We start from the raw sequence: 25,050 nt of genomic DNA, 5'->3' as shown, positions 1-25,050 counted from the left end.
CGTATCGTCGAGATCGCGCCAACGGCGGCCGAGCCGCGCCGACCCGAGCCGCGCCGAAGCCCGGAGACCGGGAGATGACGGAGGAACCCCCCGTGACCCAGCAGCTGCCGCAGGTCCCGTCCACCGAGCCCGAGCTGTCGGGCGTGCGCAACTTCCGCGACGTGGGCGGACTGCCGACCGAGGACGGCGGGCGGGTGCGGTACGGGAAGCTCTTCCGCAGCGGCCACCTCGCGCACGCGACCGACGAGGACGCGGCGTTCCTCACCGCGCTGGGGCTGCACACGGTCTTCGACTTCCGCAACTCCGCCGACCAGCGGCTCGAAGGGCCCGACGTGGCGCTGCCGGGCGTGCGCAACGTGAACATACCGCTCTCCGACCCGGCGGACGGCGCGGAGTTCTGGCGGATGGTGCGCGACGGGAACCTCGACCAGCTGCGCTCCATCCTCGCCGACGGCAGGGCCGCGGACCGGATGGCGGAGTCGTACCACGCGATGATCAAGGACCGTACGGCCGAGCACAGCCGGGTGCTGCACGCGCTCGCCGAGGACAGCGTCCCCGCCCTGATGCACTGCGCGGCGGGCAAGGACAGGGCCGGGCTCTCGATCGCGGTGACGCTGCTGGCGATAGGCGTGACGCGCGAGGCGATCGAGGCGGACTACCTGAAGTCCAACGACCCGCACCGGCGCTACAAGGTCCGCCGCAGCGACGAGTCGGCCGCCGGGATGTCCCCTGAGGTGATGGACCTGCTGGCGCCGCTGTTCGACGCGCGCGCCGCCTACCTGAACCGGGCCTTCGACACGATCGAGGAGGTCTGGGGCTCCACCGACCGCTACCTCTCCGACGGCCTGAACCTGACCCCCGGGACCCGGCGGCTGCTGCGCGAGCGCCTGGTCGAGCACGCCGGCTAGGGCGTACGGCGCCGGCCGGCCTTCCCGGCTATTCGCCGCCCATGGCGAACAGCAGGTAGAGGAAGGCCGCGAAGAGGTGGCCGGCCACGAGATAGGCGAAGAGCCGGATGACCAGGCCCTTGGGGAACCTGCTCTCCTCGCGCTCCGGGTTGGTGTGCGGGTACTGCGGGTCCATGGGGCTTCCTCTCCTCAGGCGTGCGGGTGCGGGTCGGGGCTCTGCAGCAGGGTGTGCACGAAGAGCAGCTCGGCCCCTCCCGGGCTCACCGCGGTGATCCGGTGCGGGGTGAGCGAGTCGAAGTGGGCGCTGTCCCCCGGATCGAGCTCGTGCACGGCCTCGCCCAGGCTCAGGCGCAGGCGCCCGGTGAGCACGTACAGCCACTCCTCGCCGGGGTGCACCCGCACCAGGTCGCCCTGGGTGCCGTACGGCACCTGGACGCGCAGGGCCTGCATGGCGCGGCCGGGGCCGCCCGCCCGCTGGTACGTCCAGCCGTCGGCCTCGGCGGGCCCGAGCCGCCCGCCGCGGATGACGGCCTCGCGCTCCGGGGCACTCTCGCCGAGCAGCTCGGAGACGGTGGCGCCGTAGATCCGGGCGAGCCCGAGCAGCATGGGCAGCGAGGGCTGGCGGCGGCCGGTCTCCAGCCGGGACAGATGGGCGGGCGAGAGTCCGGCGCGCTGGGCGGCGGCCTCCAGGGTGAGTCCGCGGCGGCGGCGCAGGGCGCGCAGCTGGGGCGCGACGTCGGGCAGTGCCTCGTCGGGCGCCCCGCCGAGGTCGGCAGGCGGTTTCATGTCTCCATTGCGCCAGCAAAATGCCTCTCGGGCAAATTTCTTGCCCGAGAGGCAAAAGCTCGGTGGGGGACGTCAGCGTTGCGCGACGGCCTGCTTCACCAGTGTCCTCCCGAACTCCCACATCAGCCCACCGCCGCCGTGTGCGTCGTCCATCACAGCGGTGAACGCGGTCACGAACCGGTCCACGTCCGCCTCGTCGATCACCAGCGGCGGAATGAGCTTGATCACCTCCAGGTGGTCGCCCGACACCTGGGTGAGGATCCGGTGCTTCTGCAGCAGCGGCACCACCACCATCTGCGCGAAGAGCCCCTTGCGGGCCGCCTGGAGCACCGTCCACTTGCCGCGCAGCTTCAGCGACGAGGGCCGGCCGAACTCGATGCCGATCATCAGCCCGCGCCCGCGCACCTCGTGCAGCAGCTCGTAGCGGTCCACGAGCGCGGCGAGCCGGGACCTCAGCAGCTCGCCCGTGGTCCTGGCCCGCGCGACGACCTGCTCGTCCTCCATGACGGCGAGCACGGCGAGCCCGGCCGCCATCGCCTGGGCGTTGGAGCCGAAGCTGGCCGAGTGGACCAGCACCCGGTCCATCGACGAGTAGACCTTCTTGAAGATCCAGTCCTTGCCGAGGGTCGCCCCGACGGGCACGTAGCCGCCGGAGAGCGCCTTGGCGACGCACACCAGGTCGGGCTCGACGCCCTCCTCGTGCTGGTACGCGTAGAAGTCGCCGGTCCTGCCCAGACCCGTCTGCACCTCGTCCGCGATGAGCAGCGCCTTGTGCTGGTGCAGCAGCTCCTGCGCGGCCCGCAGGAAGCCGGGCGGCGCCGCGTGCACGCCCTTGCCCTGGATCGGCTCCACGACGAGGGCCGCCACGTCGCCGCGCTTCAGCTCCCGGCGCAGCGCGTCCAGGTCGCCGAGGGCGATCTCGGTGTCGGGCAGCAGCGGGGCGAAGCCGTCGCGGAAGCCGTCCTCGCCGTTGACCGAGAGGGACCCGGTGGTGAGGCCGTGGAAGGCGTGCGCGCAGTACAGGACCCTGGGCCTGCCGGTGGCGTACCGGGCGAACTTCAGCGCGGTCTCCACCGCCTCGGTGCCGCTGTTGCCGAAGAACACCCGGTCCAGGTGCGGCGAGTGCGCCAGCAGCCGCTCGGCGAGCAGGCCGGGCAGCGGCTGGCAGTCGAACCTGGTCAGGTCGGCGAGCGAGGCGTCCAGCACGTCGTGCAGCGCCTTGCGCACGACGGGGTGGTGCCTGCCCAGGCCCATCACGCCGAAGCCCGCGAGCATGTCGAGGTAGTCGGCGCCGTCCGCGTCCCAGAAGTGCGCGCCCTCGGCCCGTTCGTACACCTTGTCGAAGCCGATGGTGTGCAGCATGCGCGGCAGCTGGTGGTTCAGGTGCCGCGCGTGCAGCTCGTAGCGCTCCGCGCCGCGCTCGGCCAGGAGTCTGCCCAGGTCGAACTCCTTGCTCATGCCGCACTCTCCCCGCTCACGCCGCACTCTCCTCGCCGCTCATCGCACGCCTTCCTCGCCCGCCAGCGCGGCGGTGATCCGTCCCGCGATCTCGACCGGGGTGAGCCCGATGTCGGCCAGCACCTCGCCGCGCTTGGCGTGCGCGAGGAACTGCTCCGGGATGCCGAACGTGCGCAGCGGCACGTCCGTGCCCGCGTCGCCCAGCGCCTGGCCGACCGCCTGGCCCACGCCGCCCGCGCGGCTGTTGTCCTCCACGACCGCGACCAGCCGCTTGCCGCGCGCCAGCTCCGGCAGCGCCGGATCGACCGGCTTCACCCAGCGCGGGTCCACGACCGTGCACCGCGTCCCCGCGCCTGCCAGCAGCCCGGCGGCCTGCAGGCAGACCCCGGCGAGCGCCCCCACCGCCACCAGCAGCACCTCGGACTCCCCTTCGGCGGGCTCGGCCAGCACGTCCACCCCGCCGACGCGGCGCAGCGCGGGCAGCGGCTCGCCCACCGACTCCTTGGGGAAGCGCAGCACCGTCGGCGCGTCGGACACGTCCACGGCCTCGCGCAGCTGGGCGCGGAGCTGGTCGGCGTCGCGCGGGGCAGCGATCCGCAGCCCCGGCACCACCTGGAGGATCGACATGTCCCACATGCCGTTGTGGGAGGGGCCGTCCACGCCGGTGACGCCCGCCCTGTCCAGGACGAAGGTGACGCCGCACTTGTGCAGCGCCACGTCCATGAGCAGCTGGTCGAAGGCCCGGTTGAGGAACGTGGCGTAGACGGCGACGACCGGGTGCAGCCCGCCGGTGGCGAGCCCGGCCGCCGAGCACACCGCGTGCTGCTCGGCGATGCCGACGTCCCAGACCCGGTCGGGGAACCGCTCGGCGAACTCGGTCAGGCCCACCGGGTGCAGCATCGCCGCCGTGATCGCCACGACGTCGGGCCGCTCGGCGCCGATCTCCGCGATCTCGGCGCCGAACACCGAGGTCCAGGAGGGGCCGTTGGACGGGGTCAGCGGCTCGCAGGTGAGCGGGTCCATCGCCCCGACGGTGTGGAACCTGTCCGCCTCGTCGGCCTCGGCCGCCGCGTAGCCCCGCCCCTTCCGGGTGAGGCAGTGCACCAGGACGGGCCCGTGGAAGCGCTTGGCCCGGCTGAGCGCCGACTCGACGGCCTCGATGTCGTGCCCGTCGATCGGCCCGACGTACTTGAGCCCCAGGTCCTCGAACATGCCCTGCGGGGCGAAGGCGTCCTTGAAGCCCTTCTTGGCGCCGTGCAGCGACTCGTACAGCGGCTGCCCTATCACCGGCGTGCGCTGGAGGACGTCCTTGCCCCAGGCCAGCACCCGCTCGTAGCCGTCGGTGGTGCGCAGCGTCGCGAGGTGGTTGGCGAGGCCGCCGATGGTCGGCCCGTAGGAGCGCTCGTTGTCGTTGACGACGACGATCAGCGGGCGGTCCTTGGCGGCGGCGATGTTGTTCAGCGCCTCCCAGGCCATGCCGCCGGTGAGCGCGCCGTCGCCGATCACCGCCACCACGTGGTCGGTGCGGCCGAGCACCTGCTGGGCCTTGGCGAGGCCGTCGGCCCAGCCGAGGACGGTGGAGGCGTGGCTGTTCTCGATGACGTCGTGCGCGGACTCCTCGCGCGAGGGATAGCCGGAGAGGCCGCCCTTGCCGCGCAGCTTGGAGAAGTCCTGTCGGCCGGTGAGGAGCTTGTGCACGTAGCTCTGGTGTCCGGTGTCCCACAGGATCCGGTCCACGGGCGAGTCGAAGACGCGGTGCAGGGCGATGGACAGCTCCACCACCCCCAGGTTGGGCCCGAGGTGCCCGCCGGTCCTGGCCACCGCCCGTACCAGGAACTCCCTGATGTCCGCCGCGAGTTCGTCGAGCTCGGCCCCGTCCAGGTCCTTGAGGTCGTGCGGCCCGCGGATGGTCTCCAGAATCGTCACGCCGGTCCCCCTTCGTATGGTTCAGCTCACGGTGACGGCGGGACGCCCGGCGGGCGCTCCCGCTTCCTCCATGGACGCGGCGATCTTCATCGCCTCTTCGATCAGGGTCTCGACGATCTTCGACTCGGGGACGGTCTTGATGACCTCGCCCTTGACGAAGATCTGGCCCTTGCCGTTGCCCGACGCGACGCCGAGGTCGGCCTCGCGCGCCTCGCCGGGGCCGTTGACGACGCAGCCCATGACGGCGACGCGCAGCGGGACCTCCATGCCTTCGAGGCCCGCGGTGACCTCTTCGGCCAGCCTGTAGACGTCGACCTGGGCGCGGCCGCAGGACGGGCAGGAGACGATCTCCAGGCGGCGCTGCCGCAGCCCCAGCGACTCCAGGATCTGGATGCCGACCTTGACCTCCTCGGCGGGCGGCGCGGAGAGGGAGACCCGGATGGTGTCGCCGATGCCCTCGCCGAGCAGCGCGCCGAAGGCGACGGCCGACTTGACGGTGCCCTGGAAGGCGGGGCCCGCCTCGGTCACCCCCAGGTGCAGCGGGTAGTCGCAGGCCGCCGCGAGCTGCCGGTAGGCGTTGACCATCACGACCGGGTCGTTGTGCTTGACCGAGATCTTGATGTCGCGAAAACCGTGCTCCTCGAAGAGCGAGCACTCCCACAGCGCCGACTCCACCAGCGCCTCGGGCGTGGCCCTGCCGTACTTGGCGAGCAGCCGCCGGTCCAGCGAGCCCGCGTTGACCCCGATGCGGATCGGGACGCCCGCGGCCTTCGCGGCCCGCGCGATCTCCTTGACCTTGTCGTCGAACTGCTTGATGTTGCCCGGGTTCACCCGGACCGCCGCACAGCCCGCGTCGATCGCCGCGAACACGTACTTCGGCTGGAAGTGGATGTCCGCGATCACCGGGATCTGCGACTTGCGCGCGATCGTGGCCAGCGCGTCCGCGTCGTCCTGCGTCGGACACGCCACCCGCACGATCTGGCAGCCCGAGGCCGTCAGCTCGGCGATCTGCTGGAGCGTCGCCCCGATGTCGGACGTACGCGTGGTCGTCATCGACTGCACCGAGACCGGCGCGTCCCCGCCGACGGCCACCGACCCGACCTGGATGCGCCGCGAGGGGCGGCGCACCGCGAGGGGGCGGGTCGGCGGCTCGGGGAGCCCCAGGTTCACGGGCCCGTTGCCCGCCATGACGTCACCTGTTCCCGTTGACGGTCTCACGGGCGGCGCGGATGGACTCCTTGAGCGAGCCCATGGTGGCGAGCACGGCGGTCGGCTCGTAGCCGCAGTGCGCCATGCAGTTGGCGCACCGGGGGTCCTTGCCCCGGCCGTACTTGTCCCAGTCGGTCTTCTCCACCAGCTCGCGGTAGGTGGGCACGTACCCGTCGCTCATCAGGTAGCAGGGGCGCTGCCAACCGAAGAGCGAGTAGTTGGGGATCGCCCACGCCGTGCACTGGAAGTCGACCTTGCCCTCCAGGAAGTCCAGGAACAGCGGCGAGTGGTTGAGCCGCCAGCGGCGCCTGTTGCCGCCCGCGAAGGCCTTCTTGAACAGCTCGCGGGTCTGCTGCACGCCCAGGAAGTGCTCCTGGTCGGGCGCCTTCTCGTAGGCGTAGGCGGGCGAGAGCATCATCTCGTCCACCTTCAGCTCGTCGTTGAGGAAGTTGAGCACCTCGATGATCGTCTGCGGGGTGTCGGTGTTGAAGAAGGTGGAGTTGGTGGTCACCCGGAAGCCGCGCCGCTTGGCCTCCTTGATGGCCGCGACCGCCTCGTCGAACACCCCTTCCTTGGCGACGGACTCGTCGTGCCGCTCGCGCATGCCGTCGATGTGCACGGCGAAGGCGAAGTACGGCGACGGCTGGAACTTGTCCATCTTCTTGCGCAGCAGCACGGCGTTGGTGCACAGGAAGACGTAGCGCTTGCGCGCCACCAACTGCCGCACGATCTCGTCGATCTGAGGGTGCATCAGGGGCTCGCCGCCCGCGATGGAGACCATCGGCGCGCCGGACTCCAGCACCGCGCCGACGGCCTGTGCGACCGGCATGCGCTGCTTGAGCACCCCGGCCGGGTGCTGGATCTTCCCGCAGCCCTCGCACTTCAGGTTGCAGGCGTAGAGCGGTTCGAGTTCGACGATGAGGGGGAATTTCTCCCGCTTGCGGAGCTTCTGTTCAAAGAGATACGTCCCGACCCGGATGGTCTGGCGGAGCGGCATGGCCATCTAGCTCACCTCCTGGGGAGCAGCAAAGAACGGTGCCATTCGAAGAAAGCCGGAAGAACGGCGCGCAGAACGCGGAAAGCTGATATTCCTCCGCGTACCGTCCCAATTCGGAGAAGTTCATGCTCAGGAGCGTCCACGACCACCCGGACGGCCGCAACCGCGCGCGAACCGGTGCGCACGGCGCTCAGGAGCGTGGCGGCGGACTCCATGTCCACCGCGATCGCGCCCGTGGCGCACAACGCGGCGCGCTCGGCGCCGCGCACCACGTGGTCGGAGCCCGCCAGCGGACCCGTGTGCACGGTCCTGCCGGGCAGTGCGTCGGCGAGCGCCTTCACCAGCACCTCGGTGCCCGCGCACGGCGTCGCGCCCGACGGGTCCCCGACGATCCGGGTCCCGTCGGCCACCACCAGGTCCCCCGGGTGCATCCCGGGCCGCAGCCCGGCACAGAACCCGGACGCGACGACCGCCGCACCGCGCAGCGGCCCGCCGCCGAGCGCACCCGTGACGGCGCGCTCGGCCGCCGCCGGGCCCATGCCCGTGCGCAGCACCGTCACCGGCCCGGGGGCCTCGACGCCCCGCCCCCCGGCCCGCAGGGCGAACCGTTCGATGGCGAGCGCGCAGGCCACGAGCAGCGGCGTACCGCTCGCCCCTGCCGCCCCGTCGGGGTGTTCCATCACGCCCCCTCGCGCCCCGCGGCGAACGGCTCGCCGTGGACGTACCGGCCGAGCGCGGTCAGCGGGAAGACCTGCCGGTACAGGTGGTAGTTGATGGAGAAGTCCCAGGGGAAGCCGGTGCCGGTGAAGTACGGCTCGTCCCAGGAGCCGTCCTCGCGCTGGGTCTCGGCGAGCCAGGCCACGCCCCGCTCCACCGCCTTGCCCTCCCGCTCGCCGGCCGCGAGCAGCGCAAGCAGCGCCCACGCGGTCTGCGACGCGGTGGACTCCCCGCGGCCCGGCCGGCCGTGCTCGCGGTAGGAGCGCAGGTCCTCGCCCCAGCCGCCGTCCTCGTTCTGCACGGACTCCAGCCAGCTCACGGCGCGCCGGATCGCCGGGTGCCCGAGCGGCAGCCCGGCGGCGGTGAGGGCCGGGACCACCGACCCCGTGCCGTACACGTAGTTGACGCCCCAGCGGCCGAACCAGGCGCCGCAGGGCTCCTGTTCGGCGATGAGCCAGTCGATGCCGCGCCGGGTGCGCGGGTCGTGGGACCTGCCCTCGACGGCCAGCATCTCCACGACGTGGCCCGTGACGTCGGACGAGGGCGGGTCGATGACCTCGCCGAAGTCGCAGAACGGCAGCCTGTTGGGGAACTTGCTGGTGTTGTCGGCGTCGAAGGCGCCCCAGGCGCCGTTCTTGGACTGCATGCCGAGCACCCAGCGCACCCCCCGGCCGATCGCCGCCTCCATGCGCTGCGGGTCGGGGTGCGCGACCCGGCGCAGCGCGAGGACGACCTCGGCGGTGTCGTCGATGTCGGGGTAGTTGTCGTTGTGGAACTCGAACGCCCAGCCGCCGGGGGCGAGTCCGGGTCTGCGCACCGCCCAGTCCCCCGACTTGCCGATCTCCTCGTCCAGCATCCAGTCGGCGGCCTTGACCAGGGCCGGGTGGTCGGGGGGCAGGCCCGCGTCGGCGAGCGCGATCGTGGCGAGGCAGGTGTCCCAGACCGGTGACTGGCACGCCTCGATCATGCGGGAGCCGTCCTCGCGCCAGACCGCGAACCGGTCGAGCGATTCGAGGCCCGCCCGCATCACCGGGTGGTCCAGGTCGTAGCCGAGCAGGTGCAGCGCGATCACGGAGTACACGGCGGGCGGCTGGATCCCGCCCCAGCAGCCGTCGTTCTCCTGCCGCTCCACGATCCACTGCGCCGCCGCGCGCATCGCGGCCCCGCGCACCCGGCGCGGCGCGACCTTGCGGTAGGCGTGCACCACCCGGTCGAGGCGCTGGAAGAGCCCCTCCCAACTGACCGCCGGGGCAAAGGCTTTGGGCGGGCTGGGATTGCGGGCGTCGGCGTGCAGCTCGTCCAGGGCGAACGGCGCGGGCCGTACGGGGCGGTGCGCCGAGACGACGGTGAGCGGCACGATGGTCTGCCGCGCCCAGCAGCCGAAGTTGTAGATGCTGAGGGGGAACCACTTGGGGAAGTACATCATCTCGGGCGGCAGGTCGGGCAGGTCGTCCCACTTCCACCAGCCGAAGAGCGCCAGCCAGATGCGGGTGAAGACCCGGCTCGCGGCGATGCCGCCGTGCGCCCTGGCCCAGGCGGAGGCCCGCGCCATGTGCGGCGCGTCCGGGGCGTCCCCGGCCAGCCGCAGCGCGACGTACGCCTCGATGGTCGCGGAGAGTTCGCCGGGGCCGCCGTAGAAGGTGGCCCAGGCGCCGTCCTCGCGCTGCTCGTTCCTGATGTGCCGCGCGGAGGCCTCGGTGATCCGCGCGTCACTGATCCCCAGGAACTGCCGGAGCAGTAAATCCTCCGCGTCCATGGTGACGTTGGTTTCGAGGTCGCCCTTCCACCAGCCCTGGTCGTCCTGGAGGGCGAGCAGGTGGGCCGTGGAGCGGGCGGCGGCCCGCTCCGCGGCTTCGAGCACCGCGGGTGCTCCGCCGGCGCCCGCCGCGGTGCCGGTCGCGGCCGGGTCGTGCGGTCGGCTGGCCGAGGCGGCAAGGGGGCCTGGCGCCCCGGTGCTTCCGTCGGTCGTCGCTGTCATGGCTTCCCCTTCGTTGCAGTGGTCGCTCTGCTGTGCTGGGGTCTCCGTCGGCCGGTGCGCCCGTGCGGGGCACCGGCCGGCGACTGCGAGTCATATGCGCCGGTGGGTGACCGGCCCTTCGAAGGCGCTCATCTCTTCCGTACGACGACGAAGTCGGCGAGCGCGGTCAACTGGGCGTGCACCTGGACCGGCAGGTCGATGCCCTCCAGGGCCTCCAGGGCCACGGCGTACTGCCGCCGCGCCTCCTGGGAGGTCCAGTCCCGGCCGCCCGCCTCCTCGATGAGGGCGGCCCTGGCGGCGAACTCCTCCTCCGAGAAGCTGTCGAAGTCGTTGCTCTTGGCGTCGGCCGCGAGCAGTTCGCCGAGCCGGGTCGACGCCGGTCCGGCAGCCGCGAGGGCGGCGACCACCGGCAGGGACTTCTTGCGCTGGCGCAGGTCGCTCCAGGTCTGCTTGCCCGTGGACTCGGGGTCGCCCCAGATCCCCAGCAGGTCGTCGACGGCCTGGAAGGCCAGGCCGAGGTGGTAGCCGTACGCCTCCAGGCGGTCGGCGGTGCGGTCGTCGGCGCCGCCGAGCACCGCGCCGATCGAGGAGGCGCAGGCGAGCAGGGCGCCGGTCTTGTTGCCCTCCATCTCCAGGCACTCCTCGACGGTGACCCGCTCGCGGTGCTCGAAGGAGATGTCCTGGGCCTGGCCGTCGATGAGCTTGCGGGTGGCGGTGGTGAGCCGGCGCGTCGCACGGCCCGCGTCGGCCGTGCCGAGCTCCAGCAGCAGTTCGTTGGCGAGGGCGAACAGCGCGTCGCCGACGAGGATCGCCTGGGCGGGGCCGTGCACCTTCCACACCGTGTCGCGGTGCCTGCGCTGCTCGTCGCCGTCCATCAGGTCGTCGTGGAGCAGCGAGAAGTTGTGCACCAGCTCGACCGCGACGGCGCCGGGGATCCCGGTCTCCGGCGGGGCGCCCGCCGCCTCGGCGGAGAGCAGCGCGAGCGCGGGGCGCACGGCCTTGCCGCCGTCGCCGTCGGCGGGGTTGCCCTGGGCGTCGATCCACCCGAAGTGGTAGGCGGCCACGGTGTCCATGGGAGGGGCGAGCCGTTCCACAGCGGCACGCAGCACCGGAGTGGACAGGGTGCGCCCGCGCTCCAGAAGCGCGGTGACGTCCGCGGTGTCGACAGCCGGAATCGCCGGGTTCACGGTCTCTCCTCTTGTATCGGTCGAACTGCTCATGCCGCCTCCCCGAGCGGGTGCTCGTGTCCTCGGCCGAGCGCGGAGAGCGCCGCGCCCGCTGCGCTGAAGCCGCTGCGGACGGCGCCCTCCATGGTCGCGGGCCAGCCGGTGGCGGTCCACGATCCGGCCAGGTAGAGGCCGGGCGCGTCGGTCCTGGCCGCGGGGCGCAGCCGGCCGACGCCTGGGGTGGGGGCGAACGTCGCTGTCCGCTCCCTGGTGACGAAGAAGTCCCGTACGCCCGCGCCCCTGGCCGCGGGCAGCAGGCGCTCCAGCTCGGGGAGGTAGCGCGCGCGCAGCTCGGCCACCGGCGTGTCGATCTCGTCCTGGGCGGCCGACTGGGACACGGCGAGGTACTGGCCGCCGCCGGTGAGTCCGGAGGACCCGGTGCGGTCGAAGACCCATTGGACGGGGCTGCCGAGCGCGGTGAAGAAGGGGCGGCGGAGCACCTTGCGGTCGTAGACCACGTGGACGTTGAGGATCGGCGCGGTGTCGATGGCGAGGAGCCGGTCGGGGTCGGCGAGGGCGCCTTCGGGGAGCAGGCCATGGGCTTCGTGCTGGGCGGTGGCGAGGACGACGGTGTCGGCGCCGAACCGTTCGTCCTCGGTGTCGACGAGCCAGCGGCCGTCCGCGTCCCGGGTGAGGGCGGTGACGCGGGCGCGCAGTTCGGTGCGGACGCCCGCGGCGTCGAGCGCCTTGCGGGCCAGCGTGTCGTGGAGTTCGCCCAGCGGCACGCGGGCCCAGCCGATGTCGGCGGCGCCGGGGTCGGAGAGGAGGCCGGTCTTGAAGACCATCGCGGCCAGGCCCATGGAGGCGTGCGGGGCGGTGGCGTTGAGGGTGGCGACGCCGACCAGGTCCCAGAGGGCTTCGACGGTGCGCGGGGACTGGCCGCGGCGGGCGAGCCAGCCGGCGAAGTCGATGTCGTCGAGCGCGGGGTCGGCGGGGTCGAGGCCCTTCAGGGCGAGGGCGGCGCGCCCGACGCTCGCGCGTTCGGCGAGGGAGAGGTGCGGGTAGGTGGCGAGGCTGGCCGCGAGGTGCAGCGGTACGGGCAGGGCGGTGCGCCGCAGTCGTCCCAGGCGGGGGCCCTTGGGGTGGCCGACGTCGAGGACGGGGACGTCCAGCCGGTCCTGCACGGGGGCGAGTTCGGTGCCGCCGACGCGGTCGAGGAACCAGCGGTAGGCGGTGCAGCAGCGCAGGTAGACGTGCTGGCCGTTGTCGACGGTGAGGTCGCCGCGGCGGAAGGAGAAGGCGAGTCCGCCGAGCCTGGGGCGCCCTTCGAGGAGGGTGACGGTCAGGCCCGCGTCGGCGAGCCGCAGCGCGGCCGTGATGCCGGCGAGGCCGCCGCCGATCACCACGGCGCGGTCGGTCCGCACGTCGCGTTCGGTCATGCGCCCTCCCCTGAGCAGGCCGTTGCAGGCAGGGACGCGGCAGCCCGGCGGAGGGTTGCGTGCCGCCCGCAGTTCACGTTCATGGTGCACGTGTTGAACCTGATGCGCATCAGGGCCGCCTCCTGGCGGTCTGGCGCGAGATCGTCCGGGCGTCGAGTCCCGACAGGCCGCGCACGGCGACGTACGCCTTCTCGTGTCCGGGGAGGGAGACGCGCCCGCGGAGGACGGCCTCGGGGTCGCGCTCGATACGGTCGAGGAGGCGGCGGTAGATGCCGGCCATGGCCGCGACGCAGGCGCCGCTGCGCCGGTCGAGCATGGGCAGCAGCCGGTAGCCGTCGGCGAACAGCGAGCGGGCGCGCCGCACTTCGTAGTGGACGAGGCCGGTGAAGTCGGAGCCGGGCGGCGGGGTGGTGGAGTGGAAGCCGCTGGAGCAGCCGAACTTGGCGAGGTCCTCGGCGGGCAGGTAGGTGCGGCCGTTGGCGGCGTCCTCGCGAACGTCCCTGAGGATGTTGGTGAGTTGCAGGGCGAGGCCGAGCGTGTCCGCGTATTCGGCAGCGCGTTCGGCGTCGCGCGCGCCGGGCTCGGTGCCGAACACGCCGAGCGAGAGGCGGCCGATGGCGCCCGCGACGCAGCGGCAGTACAGCTTGAGGTCGTCCCAGGTCTCGTAGGTCTCGCCGCGGACGTCCATCAGTACGCCGTCGATGAGTTCGTCGAGGCCGCCGAGCGGCAGCGGGAAGCGGCGCGCCGCGTCGCTGAGGGCGACCGCGACGGGGTCGGTGTCGTCCTCGTCGACGTCGCCGGCGCGGACCCGGTCGAGGACGGAGCGGGTGGCTTCGAGGCGTTCCCGCTTGGTCCCGGGCGCCAGTCGGCCGTCGCCGATGTCGTCGACGCGCCGCGAGAACGCGTACAGCGCGGACATGGCCTGGCGCTTGTGGGGCGGCAGGAGTCTGATGCCGTACGCGAAGTTGCGTGCCTGCTGTCCGGTGACGGCCTCGCAGTAGCTGTACGCGGCCTGGACCGGCGCGGTCATGTGTGGCTGTCCCTCCATGGTCCGGCTCACCCCTCTCCCCGGGCGCTGCGCAGCACGGCTCCCGTTTCGCGCAGCAGTACGGGCTTGGTCGGCTTGGGCGGTCCGGGCAGCACGTCGTGTCCCGCGGCGGCGATCGCCCTCAGGGCGGCGCGCCCTCCTGCGACGAATCCGGCGAGCAGGAGCCTGAGCCTGCCGTGGACGCTGCCCACGAGGGCGGTGCCTTCGTCGAGCAGTTCGCGGGCGCGCCCGGCCTCGTAGGCGATCAGGCTGCGCACCGAGGCGCTCGCCGTGGGGCGGGCCAGGTCGGCCTCGGTGACGTGCAGCCCCCGCATGTCGTCGGCGGGCAGGTAGATCCGGTCGCGGGCGAGGTCCTCGGCGACGTCCTGGAGGTGTTCGACGATCTGGAGGGCGGTGCAGACGGCGTCGGAGCGGCGGACGCGCTCGGGGCTGGCGGTGCCGGTGATGCCGAGGACGAGGCGGCCGACCGGGTCGGCGGAGAGGGTGCAGTAGGCGCGCAGGTCGGCGTACGTGGCGTAGCGGCGCACGCGCTGGTCCTGGCGGTTGGCCTCGATCAGGCCGAGGAAGGGCTCGGGGGTGAGCGAGCAGCCGCGCACGGTGGGCACCAGGGCGCGGAGCAGGGGGTGGCGCGGGGTGCCGTCGAAGACGCGGTGGAGGTCGGCCTCGAAGGCGTCGAGCATGGCGAGCCGGTCGTCGGCGGCCTCCGGGTCGAGGCCCAGGAGGCGGGCGTCGGCGCCGCCGGGGGCGAGGTCGCCGTCGCCGATGTCGTCGACGAGCCTGGCGTAGCCGTACACGGCCATGAGGTCGTCGCGCCAGGCGCGGGGCAGGAAGAAGGGCGCCACGGGGAAGTTCTCGTGGGCGGCCTTGGCCAGGGTGGCGCGCTCGGCCGAGGCGGGCGCCGTCTGTTGGATTCCGGTCACCGCACGCTTCCCGCTACGTTTCGAACGGGGACGGCGAAAGCGTCTCGGAGCTGGAGATCATCCGTCATGGCCGTCACATCTCCCGTTCTACACCGCCGACCCATTACATCCCATTTCGGACACGCCGCTGGTTCAGCCGGGGGACCCGGAGGGGGTATCTCCCCACTTGCGGCGAATCAGCATCCGTACAGCTTACGTTGTACAACGCCCAGCACTCCGACGGGGTGCTGGGAGCGTTACAACAACACTCCGATCCGGCTCAACCTTCCCTGATGCCACCGGATTTGACGGTCATTCGCCCTCCGTGTCGGCCGGACTCCCCAGAGCCCGTCCGGCGGCCAGTCCCGCGACGGTGACGGCCACGGTCCGTTCGACGACGGGCACCCACTCCTCCTCGGAGAGGCCGCTCAGGCCGTCGATGACGAGCAGGGACAGGCCGTGCACGGCCGACCACGCCACGACCTCGGCCCCGGCCCGGTCCCCGGCGGCCATCCGCCCGGCGGCGACGAGGCCGTCCAGCGCTTCGGAGAGCAGGGCGTACGAGCGGTACACCGGCCCCTCGCCGGGCACCTCCTCCACCTTGGGGACGCCGAAGGCGGTGCGGTAGAGGCCGGGGTTCTCCAGCGCGAAGCCGACGTAGCCGCGCCCCAGCGCGCGCACGCGGCGCTCGGCGCGCTCCCCCGGGTCGCCGGCGGCCGTCGCGGCGTCGGCGTCCGACGCCGCGACGGCCCGCTCCATGGCGTCGGCCAGCCGGTCGTGGCAGTGCAGGGCGACGACGAGCAGCAGGTCGCCCTGGCCCTGGAAGTGGCGGTAGGCGGCGGCGGGCGAGACGCCGACGCGGCGCGCGGCCTCGCGCAGCACGACCTTGTCGGGACCGCCTTCGGCCGCGAGTTCGGCGGCGGCGGCGATCAGCGCGTTGCGCAGATCCCCGTGGTGGTAGCCGGACTTGCTTCCGTAGATCGTCGCCATACCCGCATCCTGCCCGATGTTGACAGTAGTAACATTCGCTGTCACCTTCAATGTTAACGTCGTGAACATTGAAAGGGCACGATCATGCTGACCAAGATCGCCGAGTTGGCCCTGCACCGGGCCAGGACCCTGCTCGTGCTGGCCGCCCTCGCCCTGGCCGCACTGGCCGTCCTGGGCGCCGGCGCCTTCGGGGTGCTGCGCGGCGGCGGTTTCGACGACCCCGGCGCACCGTCCGTCAGGGCCGGAAAACTGATCGAGGACACCTTCGGAGGCAGCACCAACCTGCTCTTCCTCGTCGAACTCGACGGCGCGTCCGCCGCCGCCGCCGACGCGCGCGGCCGGGAGATCACCGCCGTGCTCAAGGCCGACCCGCACGTCGAGAACGTCTCCTCCTACTGGGCGGGGCGCAGCCCGCTGCTGCGCTCGGACGACGGCCGCCAGGCCCTGGTCGGCGCCCATGTGAAGGGCGCCGACGGCAAGGACGACGAGCGGGCCGCCGCGCTGGTCGAACGGCTGGCCGGGGAGCGGGACGGGGTGCGGGTGCTGGCCGGGGGCGCGGCCGCGGTCAGCAACGAGGTCTCCACCCGGGTCGGCAAGGACCTCGCGCTCGCCGAGGCCGTCGCCGTGCCGCTCACCCTGGTCCTGCTCGTGCTCGCCTTCGGCAGCCTGGTCGCCGCGCTGCTGCCGCTGGCCATCGGCCTCTTCGCCGTCGCCGGGACCTTCGCCGAGCTGTACGTCATCGGCAGCCTCACCGACGTCTCGGTCTTCTCGGTCAACCTCACCACGGCCCTCGGGCTCGGCCTCGGCATCGACTACGGGCTGCTGCTCGTCAGCCGCTTCCGCGAACAGCTCGCGGCGGGCGACGCGATCGACGACGCGCTGCGCACCACCGTGCGCTCCGCCGGGCGCACGATCGTCTTCTCGGCCGCCACGGTGGTGGCCGCGCTCGCCACGCTGCTGCTCTTCCCGCCGTACTTCCTGCGCTCGTTCGCCTACGCGGGCATCGGGGTCGTCGTCCTCGCCGTGCTCGCCGCGCTCCTCGTCGTACCGCCGCTGCTGGCGCTCCTCGGCCACCGCGTCGACCGGGGGCGGCTGCCCTGGGCCGCGGCCGCGCGGCGGGCCGACGCGCCGCTGTGGGGGCGGCTCGCGGGCGCGGTGATGCGGCGCCCCGCGCTGACCGCGCTGCCGGTGCTCGCGGTCCTGCTGGCGATGGCGGCCCCGCTGCTCGGGGTCACCTTCGGCACGCCCGACGAGCGCGTCATGCACGAGGACGCGTCGGGCCGCCGGGTCGCCGCCGCGCTGGAGCGCGGCTTCCCCGGCTCGGACGCGGACGCGGTGCAGGTGGTCCTCAGGGGCCGCGTCGACGGCACGGCGCTCGCGGCGTACGCGGCCGAACTCTCGCGCGTCGAAGGGGTGCGCCGGGTGGACGCGAGCGGCGGCTCCTACCGGGCGGGGGCCGCGGGTCCCGCGGCCGCCGCGCTCGGCCGCCGAGACGCCCAGCGGCTGGTCGTGGTCGGCGCGCCCGAGGCCAAGTCGGCCGCCGCCCAGCGGCTCGTACGGGAGGTGCGCGCCGTGCCCGCGCCGCCGGGCGCCGACGCGCTGGTCGGCGGGGTGGACGCGCTGCTCGTGGACTCCAAGCGGTCCATCGCGGACCGGCTGCCCGCCGCCGTCGGGCTCGTCCTGTTCACCACCTTCGTCCTGCTGTTCCTCTTCACCGGCAGCGTCGTCCAGCCGCTGCGGGCCCTGCTGCTGAACGCGGTCAGCCTGTCGGCCGCGATCGGCGCCATGGTGTGGATCTTCCAGGACGGGCACCTGGCGGGGCTGCTCGGCTTCACCCCGCAGCCGCTGGACACCTCCATGACCGTGCTGCTGTTCTGCGTCACCTTCGGGCTCTCGATGGACTACGAGGTGTTCGTGACCAGCCGGATGAAGGAGCTGCACGAGGCGGGGGCGGACAACGCCACCGCGGTGACCGAGGGGCTGGCGCGGACCGGCCGGATCGTCAGCACGGCGGCGGGGCTGCTCGCGGTGAGCTTCTTCGCCTTCGGCACGGGCGAGATCAGCTTCCTCCAGATGTTCGGGCTCGGCACCGGGCTCGCGATCGTGATCGACGCGGTCGCGGTGCGCGGCGTGCTGGTGCCCGCCGCGATGCGGGTGCTGGGCCGCCGGGCCTGGTACGCGCCGCGCGCGCTGCGCGGGCTGCACGCGCGGGTGGGGCTGAGCGAGGAAGCGGGGACCGCGCCCGGGGAACGCACCCCCGTGAAGGTCTGAGACGGCGCGAAGGGGGCCACCGGACGGTGGCCCCCTTCGCACGCCGACCGGCGGACTACTTGCCGGTCTCCTTCAGGTACTCCTTGATGACCTCGTCCGTGGGCCCGTCCATCAGGAGCTCGCCCTTCTCCAGCCACAGCACCCGGTCGCAGGTGTCGCGGATCGAGTTGTGGCTGTGGCTCACCAGGAAGACCGTGCCGGCCTCCTTGCGCAGCTCCCTGATCCGCTGCTCGGAGCGGACCTGGAACCTGCGGTCGCCGGTGGCCAGCGCCTCGTCGATCATCAGCACGTCGTGGTCCTTGGCCGCCGCGATGGCGAACCGGAGCCGGGCGCCCATGCCGGAGGAGTACGTCCGCATCGGCAGGGTGATGAAGTCGCCCTTCTCGTTGATGCCCGAGAAGTCGACGATGCTCTGGTAGCGCTCGCGGATCTCCTCGCGGGACATGCCCATCGCCAGGCCGCCGAGGATGACGTTCTTCTCGCCGGTCAGGTCGCCCATCAGCGCCGCGTTCACCCCGAGCAGCGAGGGCTGCCCGTCGGTGTAGACCTTGCCGCTCTCGGTGGGCAGGAGCCCGGCGATCGCCCTGAGCAGGGTCGACTTGCCCGAGCCGTTGGTGCCGATGAGGCCGATGGCCTCGCCGCGGTACGCGGTGAAGGAGACGCCGCGCACGGCGTGCACCTTGCGCACCCCGCGCGACTCGCTCTTGTCGCGGCGGATTATCCGGCTCAGCGCCGCCGTCGCGCTGCCCTTGCCGCCGCCCGCGCCGTTGACGCGGTACACGATGTGCACGTCCTCGGCGATGACGGTGGGGACGCGCGCCTTGTTCTTGTCCGTCTCAGCCACGGCCGTACCGTTCCTCAGCCTTCCAGAAGAACACGAAGCCCACGACGCCCACGACGACCGCCCAGCCCAGGGCCGCGAGCCAGACGTGCGCGGGCAGGTTCGACGCCCCGTACCCGTCGATGAGCGAGAAGCGCATCAGGTCCATGTAGATCGCCGCCGGGTTGTACATCAGCACGTCCGCGATCCAGGCCGGCTTGTCCTTGAGCATCACCGGGATCGAGAACATCACGCCGGATGCGTACATCCAGGTCCGCATGATGAACGGCATCAGCTGGGCGAGGTCGGGGGTCTTGCTGCCGAGCCGCGCCATGACCAGCGCGAGGCCGACGTTGAAGACGAACTGCAGCGCCAGCGTGGGCACGATCAGCAGCCAGCTCAGCGAGGGGTAGCTGCCGAACGACGCCGCGACGATCAGCAGCACGATCATCGAGTACAGCAGCTGCTGGAGCTGCTGGAGCGCGAACGAGATCGGCAGCGAGGCGCGCGGGAAGTGCAACGCCCGCACCAGGCCGAGGTTGTTGGAGATCGCCCGGACGCCGGCCATCACCGAGGTCTGGGTGAACATGAAGACGAAGACGCCCGTCACCAGGAACGGGATGTAGACGTTCTTCTCCATCCCGCGGCCCGCGTTCAGGATCAGCCCGAAGATCAGGTAGTAGACGGCCGCGTTGAGCAGCGGCGTCGCCACCTGCCAGATCTGGCCGAGCTTCGCCTGGCTGTACTGGGCCGTGAGCTTGGCCCGGGAGAACGCCAGGATGAAGTGGCGGCGGCCCCACAGTTGCCTGATGTACTCGAAGAGTCCGGGCCTGGCGCCACTGACCGACAGACCGTACTTGGCGGCCAGCTCGGCCGGTGACAGACCGTCGTCGGGGGAAGGCGCGGTGGCCACGGCGACCGCACCGTCTTGGGTTGTGTCACTCACAAGTCGAAACTTCCGTGTTCAAGATGCGCAGCCAGTCGCGGGCGCGGCTGAGGCGGACAGGTCCCGGTGTTGCGCCCGATGGTCGTCGGCCTTCTCAAGAGCTCGTGAAGGTCCTCCGCCATCGAGCTTGTCAGATGACGGGTGGTCGGCCCAGTCGGGTCAGGCGCCATACCGTATGCCACTTCATCGGACGCCGAGGTCCGCAGGGTGCCTTCCAGCCCTCCTTGAACCCGGCGAACCACGCCTTGAGCGCGGGGCCCGAGGGGCGCCGGGCCAGCGTGAGCAGCATCCAGACGCCCGGGTAGACGGGCACCAGGGGCGCGGGGAGGTTGCGGCGGGCGAGCCAGACGCGGTTGCGGGCCACGTTGTGGTGGTAGGTGGCGTGCCGCGACGGCGGCATCGTCGGGTGGAAGAGCACCATGTCGGCGCGGTAGTCGATCAGCCAGCCCGCGTCGAGCGCGCGCCAGGCCAGATCGGTCTCCTCGTGCGCGTAGAAGAACTCGCCCGGCAGGACGCCCGCTTCGGCGAAGACCTTCGTCCGTACGGCGTTGGCGCCGCCGAGGAAGGTCGTCACGCGCGAGGAGCGCATCGGGTCCGACGAGCGGAGCCTGGGCACGTGGCGGCGCTGGGTGAGGCCGGTCTCCGGGTCGGCGATGCGGAAGCTGATGATGCCGAGCTCCGGATCGTCGGCGAAGGCCGCGCGGGCCAGTTCGGCGGTGTCGGTGTTCGGCAGGAGGCCGTCGTCGTCCAGGAACAGCAGCACGTCGACGTCCTGCCCGTGCGCGCCGAACGCCTCGATGCCGACGTTGCGCCCGCCGGGGATGCCCAGGTTCTCGGGCAGGTCGACGGTGCGGACGAAGGGGAAGTCCTCGACGCCCGTGACCGGGGCGCCGTTGCCGACGACGACGGTCTCGATCGGGTCGCCGTCCTGCTTGGCGACGGACTCCAGGAGGGCGCGCAGGTCGTCGGGGCGGTTGCCCATGGTGATGATGACCGCGCCGACCTTCAGCGGCTGCGACTGCCGCACGGCGCTCACCTCAGCCTGCTGGAGACGAGGATGGACACCAGGTGCAGCAGCGTCTGGAGCAGCGCGATGCCGGCGAGCACGGCGACGCCGACCCGCGAGAAGAACAGGTCGCCGCGGACGTGGTCGGCGATCGCCAGCGCCAGGATGAGCAGCGACGCCTCGATGCCCAGGACCAGGCGGTGGAACTTCAGCGCGGCCGCGGCCCTGCGGGCGAGCGCCATGCCGGACGAGCGGGGCTCGGCCGCGGCGTCCTTGACGACGGGCAGGCCGCCCTGGTGGCGGGCGACGCCGACGAGGTCGGTCTCGGCCTTGATCAGGATGGCGCCGAGCGCGGCGAGCGTGCCCAGGAAGGCCCACAGCCAGTCGATGCGCCCGGTGCCCCACAGGTCGGCGGCGCGCAGTCCGAATCCGACCAGGACGGCGGCGTCGCACAGGTAGGCGCCGACGCGGTCGAGGTAGACGCCGGAGAGCGAGAACTGCTTCTTCCAGCGGGCGACCTCGCCGTCGACGCAGTCGAGCAGCAGGTACATCTGGACGGCGACGACGCCGAGCACGGCGCCCCAGATGCCGGGCACCAGCAGCGCGGGGGCCGCCAGGACGCCCGCGATGGTCATCACGTAGGTCAGCTGGTTCGGCGTGACCTTGGTGGTGACCAGGAGGCGGGTGATGCGCAGCGAGATCTCGCGCATGTACAGGCGGCCGCCCCAGTGCTCTCCGCTGCGCCGGTCCTTCACTCCTGCCGGGTGAACGACCGGGCGGAGCTCAGCTACGGATGGTCTTTGCATAGTCGGCGTACGCGTCCCTGATCTGATCGGTGGTGAGGTCAAGGTGCTCAAGAATGGTGAACCGGCCGGGCCGGGTCTGCGGCGCGTACTCCACGGCCTTGACGAACTCGTCCGTGGAGAAGCCGATGTCGTCGGGGAGCACCGGCAGTCCGTGCCTGCGGAGCACGTCGGCGAAGTGGCCCGACGCGTCGCGGGCGCCGCGCAGGTGCATCGCGAAGGCGGCGCCGATGCCGACCTGTTCGCCGTGGCTGGCGGCCCGCTTGGGGTAGAGCAGGTCGAAGGCGTGGCTGATCTCGTGGCAGGCGCCGGACGAGGGCCGGGAGTCGCCGCTGATCGACATGGCGATGCCGGACAGGACCAGCGACTCGGCGAGGACGGTGAGGAACTCGTCGTCGGCGACGGTGCCCGGGTGGTGCAGCACCGCCTCGCCCGCCGTACGGCCCATGGCGGCGGCGAGGCCGTCGACCTTCTCGCCGGTCACGTCGCGGGAGAGCTCCCAGTCGGCGATGGCGGAGATGTTGGAGATCGCGTCGCCGATGCCCGAGCGGACGAACCGGTCGGGCGCCTCGCGGACGTAGTCGAGGTCGATGACCATCGCGATCGGGGTCGGGACTCCGTAGGAGCCCCTGCCGTTGTCGTTGTCCAGGATGGAGACCGGCGAGCAGAGGCCGTCGTGCGCGAGGTTGGTCGCGACGGCGACCATGGGCAGGCCGACCCGGGCCGCCGCGTACTTCGCCACGTCGATGATCTTGCCGCCGCCGAGGCCGACGACGGCGTCGTACCGCTTGCCCTTTATGTCGTCGGCGAGCTGCACCGCGGAGTCGATGGTGCCGTCGGCGACCGGGTACCAGTCGGCGTCCGGCAGCAGCGGCGCGAGGCGCTCGCGCAGCGCCTGGCCTGATCCGCGGCTGATCGCGATCGACAGGCGGCCCGCGTTGGAGATCCGCTGGTCGGCCAGGAGGCCGGCCAGGTCGTCCAGCGCGCCGCTGCTGATGTCGACGACGACCGGCGACGGAATGAGCCGGGTCAGTACAGGCACGCGATCTCACGGCCCTTCGCGAGGTCGTCGTGGTTGTCGATCTCGACCCAGGGGACGTCGCCGATGGGCGCCACGTCGACGGTGAAGCCGCGGTTCACCAGCTCCTGGTAGCCGTCCTCGTAGTAGAGGTCGGGGTCGCGCTCGAAGGTGGCCTTCAGCGCGTCGGCCAGCTCTTCGGCGGCCTCGGGCTCGATGAGCGTGACGCCGATGTACTCGCCGGTGGCGGTGGCCGGGTCCATCAGCTTGGTGATGCGCCGGACGCCCTTGCCGTCCTCGGTGATCACCTTCATCTCCTCGTCGGCGAGGTCCTTCACCGTGTCGAGGGCGAGGATGATCTTCTGCCCTTCGCCGCGCGCGGCGAGCAGGGTCTCCTCGACGGAGACGGGGTGGACGGTGTCGCCGTTGGCGAGGATCACGCCGCGCTTGAGGACCTCGCGGGCGCACCACAGGGAGTAGGCGTTGTTCCACTCCTCCGCCTTGTCGTTGTCGACGAGGGTGAGCTTCAGGCCGTACGTCGCCTCCAGCTCCTCCTTGCGCGCGTACACGGCCTCCTTGCGGTAGCCGACGACGATCGCGGCCTCGGTGAGGCCGACGGCGGCGAAGTTCGCGAGGGTGAGGTCGAGGACGGTCTTCTCGCCGGCCACGGGCACGAGGGCCTTCGGGAGCGTGTCGGTGTAGGGGCGCAGACGCCGTCCAGCACCGGCTGCCAGTACGAGGCCGATCATGCGGGTTCTCCTTCGTCGTGTACGGCGGGTGCTCCGGAGGACACCCAGAAGCGGATGGACTCCACCAGCACGACCAGCGCGATGGCGCAGGCCAGCGCCGTGAGCGCCAGGGTGAACCGGGTGTCCGTCGTCGTCAGCGCGGCGGCGAGCACCGTCACCACCAGGGTGCGGCCCTCGTGGCCGCCGATGGTCCGCACCAGCCACTGGGGCGGTGCGCCGGTGCCGCCGCGGATCCGGTACACCGTGTCGTAGTGATGGTAGGCGACCGCGGCGACCAGTCCGAAGGCGGCGGGGACCGCGTGCGGGACGTCCGAGCGGGCGGCCAGGATGAGGATCGTGAGGTACTCGGCGGCGCGGAAGAGCGGCGGCACGAGCCAGTCCAGGGCGCCCTTGAGGGGGGCCGCGACGGCGAGGCCGGAGAGGACGGCGTAGAACACCGCCGCGACGACCATCTGCCGGGAGCCGAAGGGCTGGGTGAGCGCGGCGGCGACCAGCGCGACCGCGCCGATCGCGGCGAGCACGGGGGCGGACGGGACCTTGGGGCCGCGCCGGGCGACCAGCTCGGCGAGCGGGCCGCTGTCGGCGAGGTCGGCGAGCGCCTGGGCGGCGCGGTCGGTGCGCTTCGCCTTGCGGGTCAGCGAGCGCAGCAGGCGGCCCGCCGTGGTGTAGCAGGCGGCGAAGGCGCAGCCGGCCAGGAGCGCGTAGAAGACGATCCGGGGCGTGGTGAGCGCGGTGAGGACCGCGATCATGGCCCAGCGCTCGCCGATCGGCAGCACGATCATCCGGCGGACCCAGACCGTCCAGCCCTTGCTGTCGAGCTTGTCGGAGAGGGCGGCGGTGGGGCTGGTGTTGGCGGTGGCGTCGTGGTTCGCCTCGTTGAAGGAGAAGTCCACGATGTGGCGGCAGCTCTGGAGGACCATCGCGCCGAGCGCCAGGACCCACACGTCGTCGCCGCCGCGTACGGCGCCGATCGCCAGGCCCGCGTAGTAGGCGTACTCCTTGGCCCGGTCGAAGGTGGCGTCCAGCCAGGCGCCCATCGTCGAGTACTGGAGCGAGTAGCGGGCGAGCTGCCCGTCCGTGCAGTCCAGGACGAAGGAGAAGAGGAGCAGGAGGCCGGCGACGACGTAGCCGCCGCGGGTGCCGGTGGCCGCGCAGCCCGCCGCGACGAGCGCGGTGAGCAGGGAGGCGGTGGTGACCTGGTTGGGGGTCAGGCCGCGGCGGGCGCACCAGCGGGCGATGTACTTGGAGTACGGGCTGACGCAGAACGTGGTGAAGAAGCCGTCGCGGGCCTTCACCGCTGAGCGCAGCCGCACGGCCTCGTCGTCCACGGCGGCGACGGCGGCGACGGCCGCCGCGCGGTCCGCCTCGTCCCGCGGCACGTCCGCGACGAGCGAGCCCAGCTCGGGCCGCTGCACGGGGGTGCCTTCGGCGTCGAGGGCCTCGGCGACGAGGTCGGGCAGCCCGGTGACGGTCGCGGAGGCCGCGCCGTGGTCCCCGGCGGCCGCGGAGGCCGCGCCGTGGTCCGCGGTGGGCAGCGCCTCCAGGGCGCGGGCGAGGGCGGCGCGGGCCTCGGGCTGCGCGGTGAGCGCGCCGGGGATCGCGGCGGCGGCGAAGCGCGGGTCGGTCAGGCCGAGGCGCAGCGCGTGGACGTGGCCCACGAAGCGGGGGTCCACCACGGCGACGCGCTCGGCGGCCGGGACCGCGGCGAGCAGCGCGGCGGCCTCGTCGGGTCCCGGTGCGATGCGGACGTCGAAGCCCAGCGACCGCAGCTCGCCTTCGAGCGACGATCCGGGTACCGGCGGACCGGTGAGGATGGCGGTCGACAGACGGACTCACTCCTTGGAGCTGATGGGGGCAGGTGCGCGCGGCGGTACGGCCCCAGGGCGGGCGGCGGCACGTCGGCTGAGGCTATCGGA

At 72.5% G+C, this 25,050-nt stretch carries 22 protein-coding genes; 2 read left to right on the top strand and 20 right to left on the bottom strand.

Going from position 1 to position 25,050, the window contains the following annotated elements; translation table 11 throughout:
- The first annotated feature begins 74 nt into the window (after positions 1-74).
- A complete protein-coding gene (locus tag ACIBNE_RS01795) occupies positions 75-908 on the top strand; it encodes a tyrosine-protein phosphatase (protein WP_399268377.1) in 834 nt (277 codons plus the stop codon).
- A gap of 28 nt (positions 909-936) precedes the next feature.
- On the opposite strand, the gene ACIBNE_RS01790 is transcribed toward ACIBNE_RS01795, so the two are convergent.
- The 13 genes from ACIBNE_RS01790 to ACIBNE_RS01730 form a co-directional block, all read right to left on the bottom strand.
- On the bottom strand, positions 937-1,083 hold the full coding sequence (locus ACIBNE_RS01790) for a DUF6126 family protein (protein WP_399268375.1): 147 nt from the start codon (positions 1,081-1,083) through the stop codon (positions 937-939).
- 14 nt (positions 1,084-1,097) lie between these two features.
- Positions 1,098-1,694 (bottom strand): XRE family transcriptional regulator, encoded by a 597-nt coding sequence (locus ACIBNE_RS01785; RefSeq protein ID WP_399268373.1) that lies wholly within the window; start codon positions 1,692-1,694, stop codon positions 1,098-1,100.
- A gap of 72 nt (positions 1,695-1,766) precedes the next feature.
- The gene (locus tag ACIBNE_RS01780; RefSeq protein ID WP_399268371.1) at positions 1,767-3,152 is read right to left on the bottom strand and encodes an aspartate aminotransferase family protein; all 1,386 of its coding nucleotides are present in this window, start codon (positions 3,150-3,152) and stop codon (positions 1,767-1,769) included.
- 39 nt (positions 3,153-3,191) lie between these two features.
- The gene (gene dxs / locus ACIBNE_RS01775) at positions 3,192-5,078 is read right to left on the bottom strand and encodes a 1-deoxy-D-xylulose-5-phosphate synthase (protein WP_399268369.1); all 1,887 of its coding nucleotides are present in this window, start codon (positions 5,076-5,078) and stop codon (positions 3,192-3,194) included.
- 21 nt (positions 5,079-5,099) lie between these two features.
- On the bottom strand, positions 5,100-6,266 hold the full coding sequence (gene ispG / locus ACIBNE_RS01770) for a flavodoxin-dependent (E)-4-hydroxy-3-methylbut-2-enyl-diphosphate synthase (RefSeq protein WP_399268367.1): 1,167 nt from the start codon (positions 6,264-6,266) through the stop codon (positions 5,100-5,102).
- Between the two features lie 4 nt (positions 6,267-6,270).
- A complete protein-coding gene (gene hpnH, locus ACIBNE_RS01765) occupies positions 6,271-7,290 on the bottom strand; it encodes an adenosyl-hopene transferase HpnH (protein ID WP_399268365.1) in 1,020 nt (339 codons plus the stop codon).
- A gap of 5 nt (positions 7,291-7,295) precedes the next feature.
- Positions 7,296-7,964, bottom strand: a complete 669-nt coding sequence (locus ACIBNE_RS01760) for a 1-hydroxy-2-methyl-2-butenyl 4-diphosphate reductase (protein WP_399268363.1) — start codon at positions 7,962-7,964, stop codon at positions 7,296-7,298.
- Entirely contained in the window at positions 7,964-9,979 is a 2,016-nt protein-coding gene (gene shc, locus ACIBNE_RS01755; RefSeq protein WP_399268361.1) for a squalene--hopene cyclase, read from the bottom strand. The genes ACIBNE_RS01760 and shc overlap by 1 nt, the downstream gene beginning before the upstream one ends.
- A 128-nt stretch (positions 9,980-10,107) precedes the next feature.
- Positions 10,108-11,199 carry a polyprenyl synthetase family protein gene (locus ACIBNE_RS01750; RefSeq protein WP_399268359.1) on the bottom strand — a complete coding sequence of 364 codons (1,092 nt, stop codon included), beginning with the start codon at positions 11,197-11,199 and terminating at the stop codon, positions 10,108-10,110.
- Positions 11,196-12,584, bottom strand: coding sequence for a hydroxysqualene dehydroxylase HpnE (hpnE, locus tag ACIBNE_RS01745; RefSeq protein WP_399268357.1), 1,389 nt, complete (start codon positions 12,582-12,584; stop codon positions 11,196-11,198). Before hpnE ends, ACIBNE_RS01750 begins: the two co-directional genes overlap by 4 nt.
- A 109-nt stretch (positions 12,585-12,693) precedes the next feature.
- Positions 12,694-13,632 carry a presqualene diphosphate synthase HpnD gene (gene hpnD / locus ACIBNE_RS01740; RefSeq protein ID WP_399268355.1) on the bottom strand — a complete coding sequence of 313 codons (939 nt, stop codon included), beginning with the start codon at positions 13,630-13,632 and terminating at the stop codon, positions 12,694-12,696.
- 8 nt (positions 13,633-13,640) lie between these two features.
- A complete protein-coding gene (gene hpnC, locus ACIBNE_RS01735; protein ID WP_399268353.1) occupies positions 13,641-14,552 on the bottom strand; it encodes a squalene synthase HpnC in 912 nt (303 codons plus the stop codon).
- A 291-nt stretch (positions 14,553-14,843) separates the two neighbouring features.
- Complete coding sequence (locus tag ACIBNE_RS01730) at positions 14,844-15,521, bottom strand: WHG domain-containing protein (RefSeq protein WP_399268351.1); 678 nt, start codon at positions 15,519-15,521, stop codon at positions 14,844-14,846.
- Between the two features lie 84 nt (positions 15,522-15,605).
- Between ACIBNE_RS01730 and ACIBNE_RS01725 the strand changes: the two genes are divergently transcribed.
- On the top strand, positions 15,606-17,792 hold the full coding sequence (locus tag ACIBNE_RS01725) for an MMPL family transporter (protein ID WP_399268349.1): 2,187 nt from the start codon (positions 15,606-15,608) through the stop codon (positions 17,790-17,792).
- Between the two features lie 55 nt (positions 17,793-17,847).
- Here the strand turns inward: ACIBNE_RS01725 and ACIBNE_RS01720 are convergent, their stop codons facing one another.
- The 7 genes from ACIBNE_RS01720 to ACIBNE_RS01690 all read right to left on the bottom strand — a co-directional run bounded on the left by ACIBNE_RS01720 (position 17,848) and on the right by ACIBNE_RS01690 (position 24,960).
- Complete coding sequence (locus tag ACIBNE_RS01720) at positions 17,848-18,636, bottom strand: ABC transporter ATP-binding protein (protein ID WP_399268347.1); 789 nt, start codon at positions 18,634-18,636, stop codon at positions 17,848-17,850.
- Complete coding sequence (locus tag ACIBNE_RS01715; RefSeq protein WP_399268345.1) at positions 18,629-19,558, bottom strand: ABC transporter permease; 930 nt, start codon at positions 19,556-19,558, stop codon at positions 18,629-18,631. Before ACIBNE_RS01715 ends, ACIBNE_RS01720 begins: the two co-directional genes overlap by 8 nt.
- Before the next feature lie 130 nt (positions 19,559-19,688).
- Positions 19,689-20,567: a glycosyltransferase family 2 protein gene (locus ACIBNE_RS01710; RefSeq protein ID WP_399270005.1), complete on the bottom strand. Its 879-nt coding sequence runs from the start codon at positions 20,565-20,567 to the stop codon at positions 19,689-19,691.
- Between the two features lie 23 nt (positions 20,568-20,590).
- Entirely contained in the window at positions 20,591-21,370 is a 780-nt protein-coding gene (locus ACIBNE_RS01705; protein WP_399268343.1) for a CDP-alcohol phosphatidyltransferase family protein, read from the bottom strand.
- Positions 21,348-22,409, bottom strand: coding sequence for an iron-containing alcohol dehydrogenase family protein (locus ACIBNE_RS01700; protein ID WP_399268341.1), 1,062 nt, complete (start codon positions 22,407-22,409; stop codon positions 21,348-21,350). The genes ACIBNE_RS01705 and ACIBNE_RS01700 overlap by 23 nt, the downstream gene beginning before the upstream one ends.
- Positions 22,397-23,134, bottom strand: a complete 738-nt coding sequence (locus ACIBNE_RS01695) for a sugar phosphate nucleotidyltransferase (RefSeq protein WP_399268339.1) — start codon at positions 23,132-23,134, stop codon at positions 22,397-22,399. The genes ACIBNE_RS01700 and ACIBNE_RS01695 overlap by 13 nt, the downstream gene beginning before the upstream one ends.
- A complete protein-coding gene (locus ACIBNE_RS01690) occupies positions 23,131-24,960 on the bottom strand; it encodes a DUF5941 domain-containing protein (protein ID WP_399270003.1) in 1,830 nt (609 codons plus the stop codon). Before ACIBNE_RS01690 ends, ACIBNE_RS01695 begins: the two co-directional genes overlap by 4 nt.
- Between the last annotated feature and the right edge of the window lie 90 nt (positions 24,961-25,050).

The organism is Streptomyces sp. NPDC050504, assembly GCF_044458065.1.
GTDB lineage: Bacteria > Actinomycetota > Actinomycetes > Streptomycetales > Streptomycetaceae > Streptomyces.
This window is presented reverse-complemented; position numbering and strand designations above follow the sequence as displayed.

Coding starts and splice junctions, on each gene's coding strand:
- ACIBNE_RS01795 (WP_399268377.1), top strand. CDS start 75: ATGACGGAGGAACCCCCCGTGACCCAGCAGCTGCCGCAGGTCCCGTCC.
- ACIBNE_RS01790 (WP_399268375.1), bottom strand. CDS start 1,083: ATGGACCCGCAGTACCCGCACACCAACCCGGAGCGCGAGGAGAGCAGG.
- ACIBNE_RS01785 (WP_399268373.1), bottom strand. CDS start 1,694: ATGAAACCGCCTGCCGACCTCGGCGGGGCGCCCGACGAGGCACTGCCC.
- ACIBNE_RS01780 (WP_399268371.1), bottom strand. CDS start 3,152: ATGAGCAAGGAGTTCGACCTGGGCAGACTCCTGGCCGAGCGCGGCGCG.
- ispG (WP_399268367.1), bottom strand. CDS start 6,266: ATGGCGGGCAACGGGCCCGTGAACCTGGGGCTCCCCGAGCCGCCGACC.
- hpnH (WP_399268365.1), bottom strand. CDS start 7,290: ATGGCCATGCCGCTCCGCCAGACCATCCGGGTCGGGACGTATCTCTTT.
- ACIBNE_RS01760 (WP_399268363.1), bottom strand. CDS start 7,964: ATGGAACACCCCGACGGGGCGGCAGGGGCGAGCGGTACGCCGCTGCTC.
- shc (WP_399268361.1), bottom strand. CDS start 9,979: ATGACAGCGACGACCGACGGAAGCACCGGGGCGCCAGGCCCCCTTGCC.
- ACIBNE_RS01750 (WP_399268359.1), bottom strand. CDS start 11,199: ATGAGCAGTTCGACCGATACAAGAGGAGAGACCGTGAACCCGGCGATT.
- hpnE (WP_399268357.1), bottom strand. CDS start 12,584: ATGACCGAACGCGACGTGCGGACCGACCGCGCCGTGGTGATCGGCGGC.
- hpnD (WP_399268355.1), bottom strand. CDS start 13,632: ATGGAGGGACAGCCACACATGACCGCGCCGGTCCAGGCCGCGTACAGC.
- ACIBNE_RS01730 (WP_399268351.1), bottom strand. CDS start 15,521: ATGGCGACGATCTACGGAAGCAAGTCCGGCTACCACCACGGGGATCTG.
- ACIBNE_RS01725 (WP_399268349.1), top strand. CDS start 15,606: ATGCTGACCAAGATCGCCGAGTTGGCCCTGCACCGGGCCAGGACCCTG.
- ACIBNE_RS01705 (WP_399268343.1), bottom strand. CDS start 21,370: ATGCAAAGACCATCCGTAGCTGAGCTCCGCCCGGTCGTTCACCCGGCA.
- ACIBNE_RS01695 (WP_399268339.1), bottom strand. CDS start 23,134: ATGATCGGCCTCGTACTGGCAGCCGGTGCTGGACGGCGTCTGCGCCCC.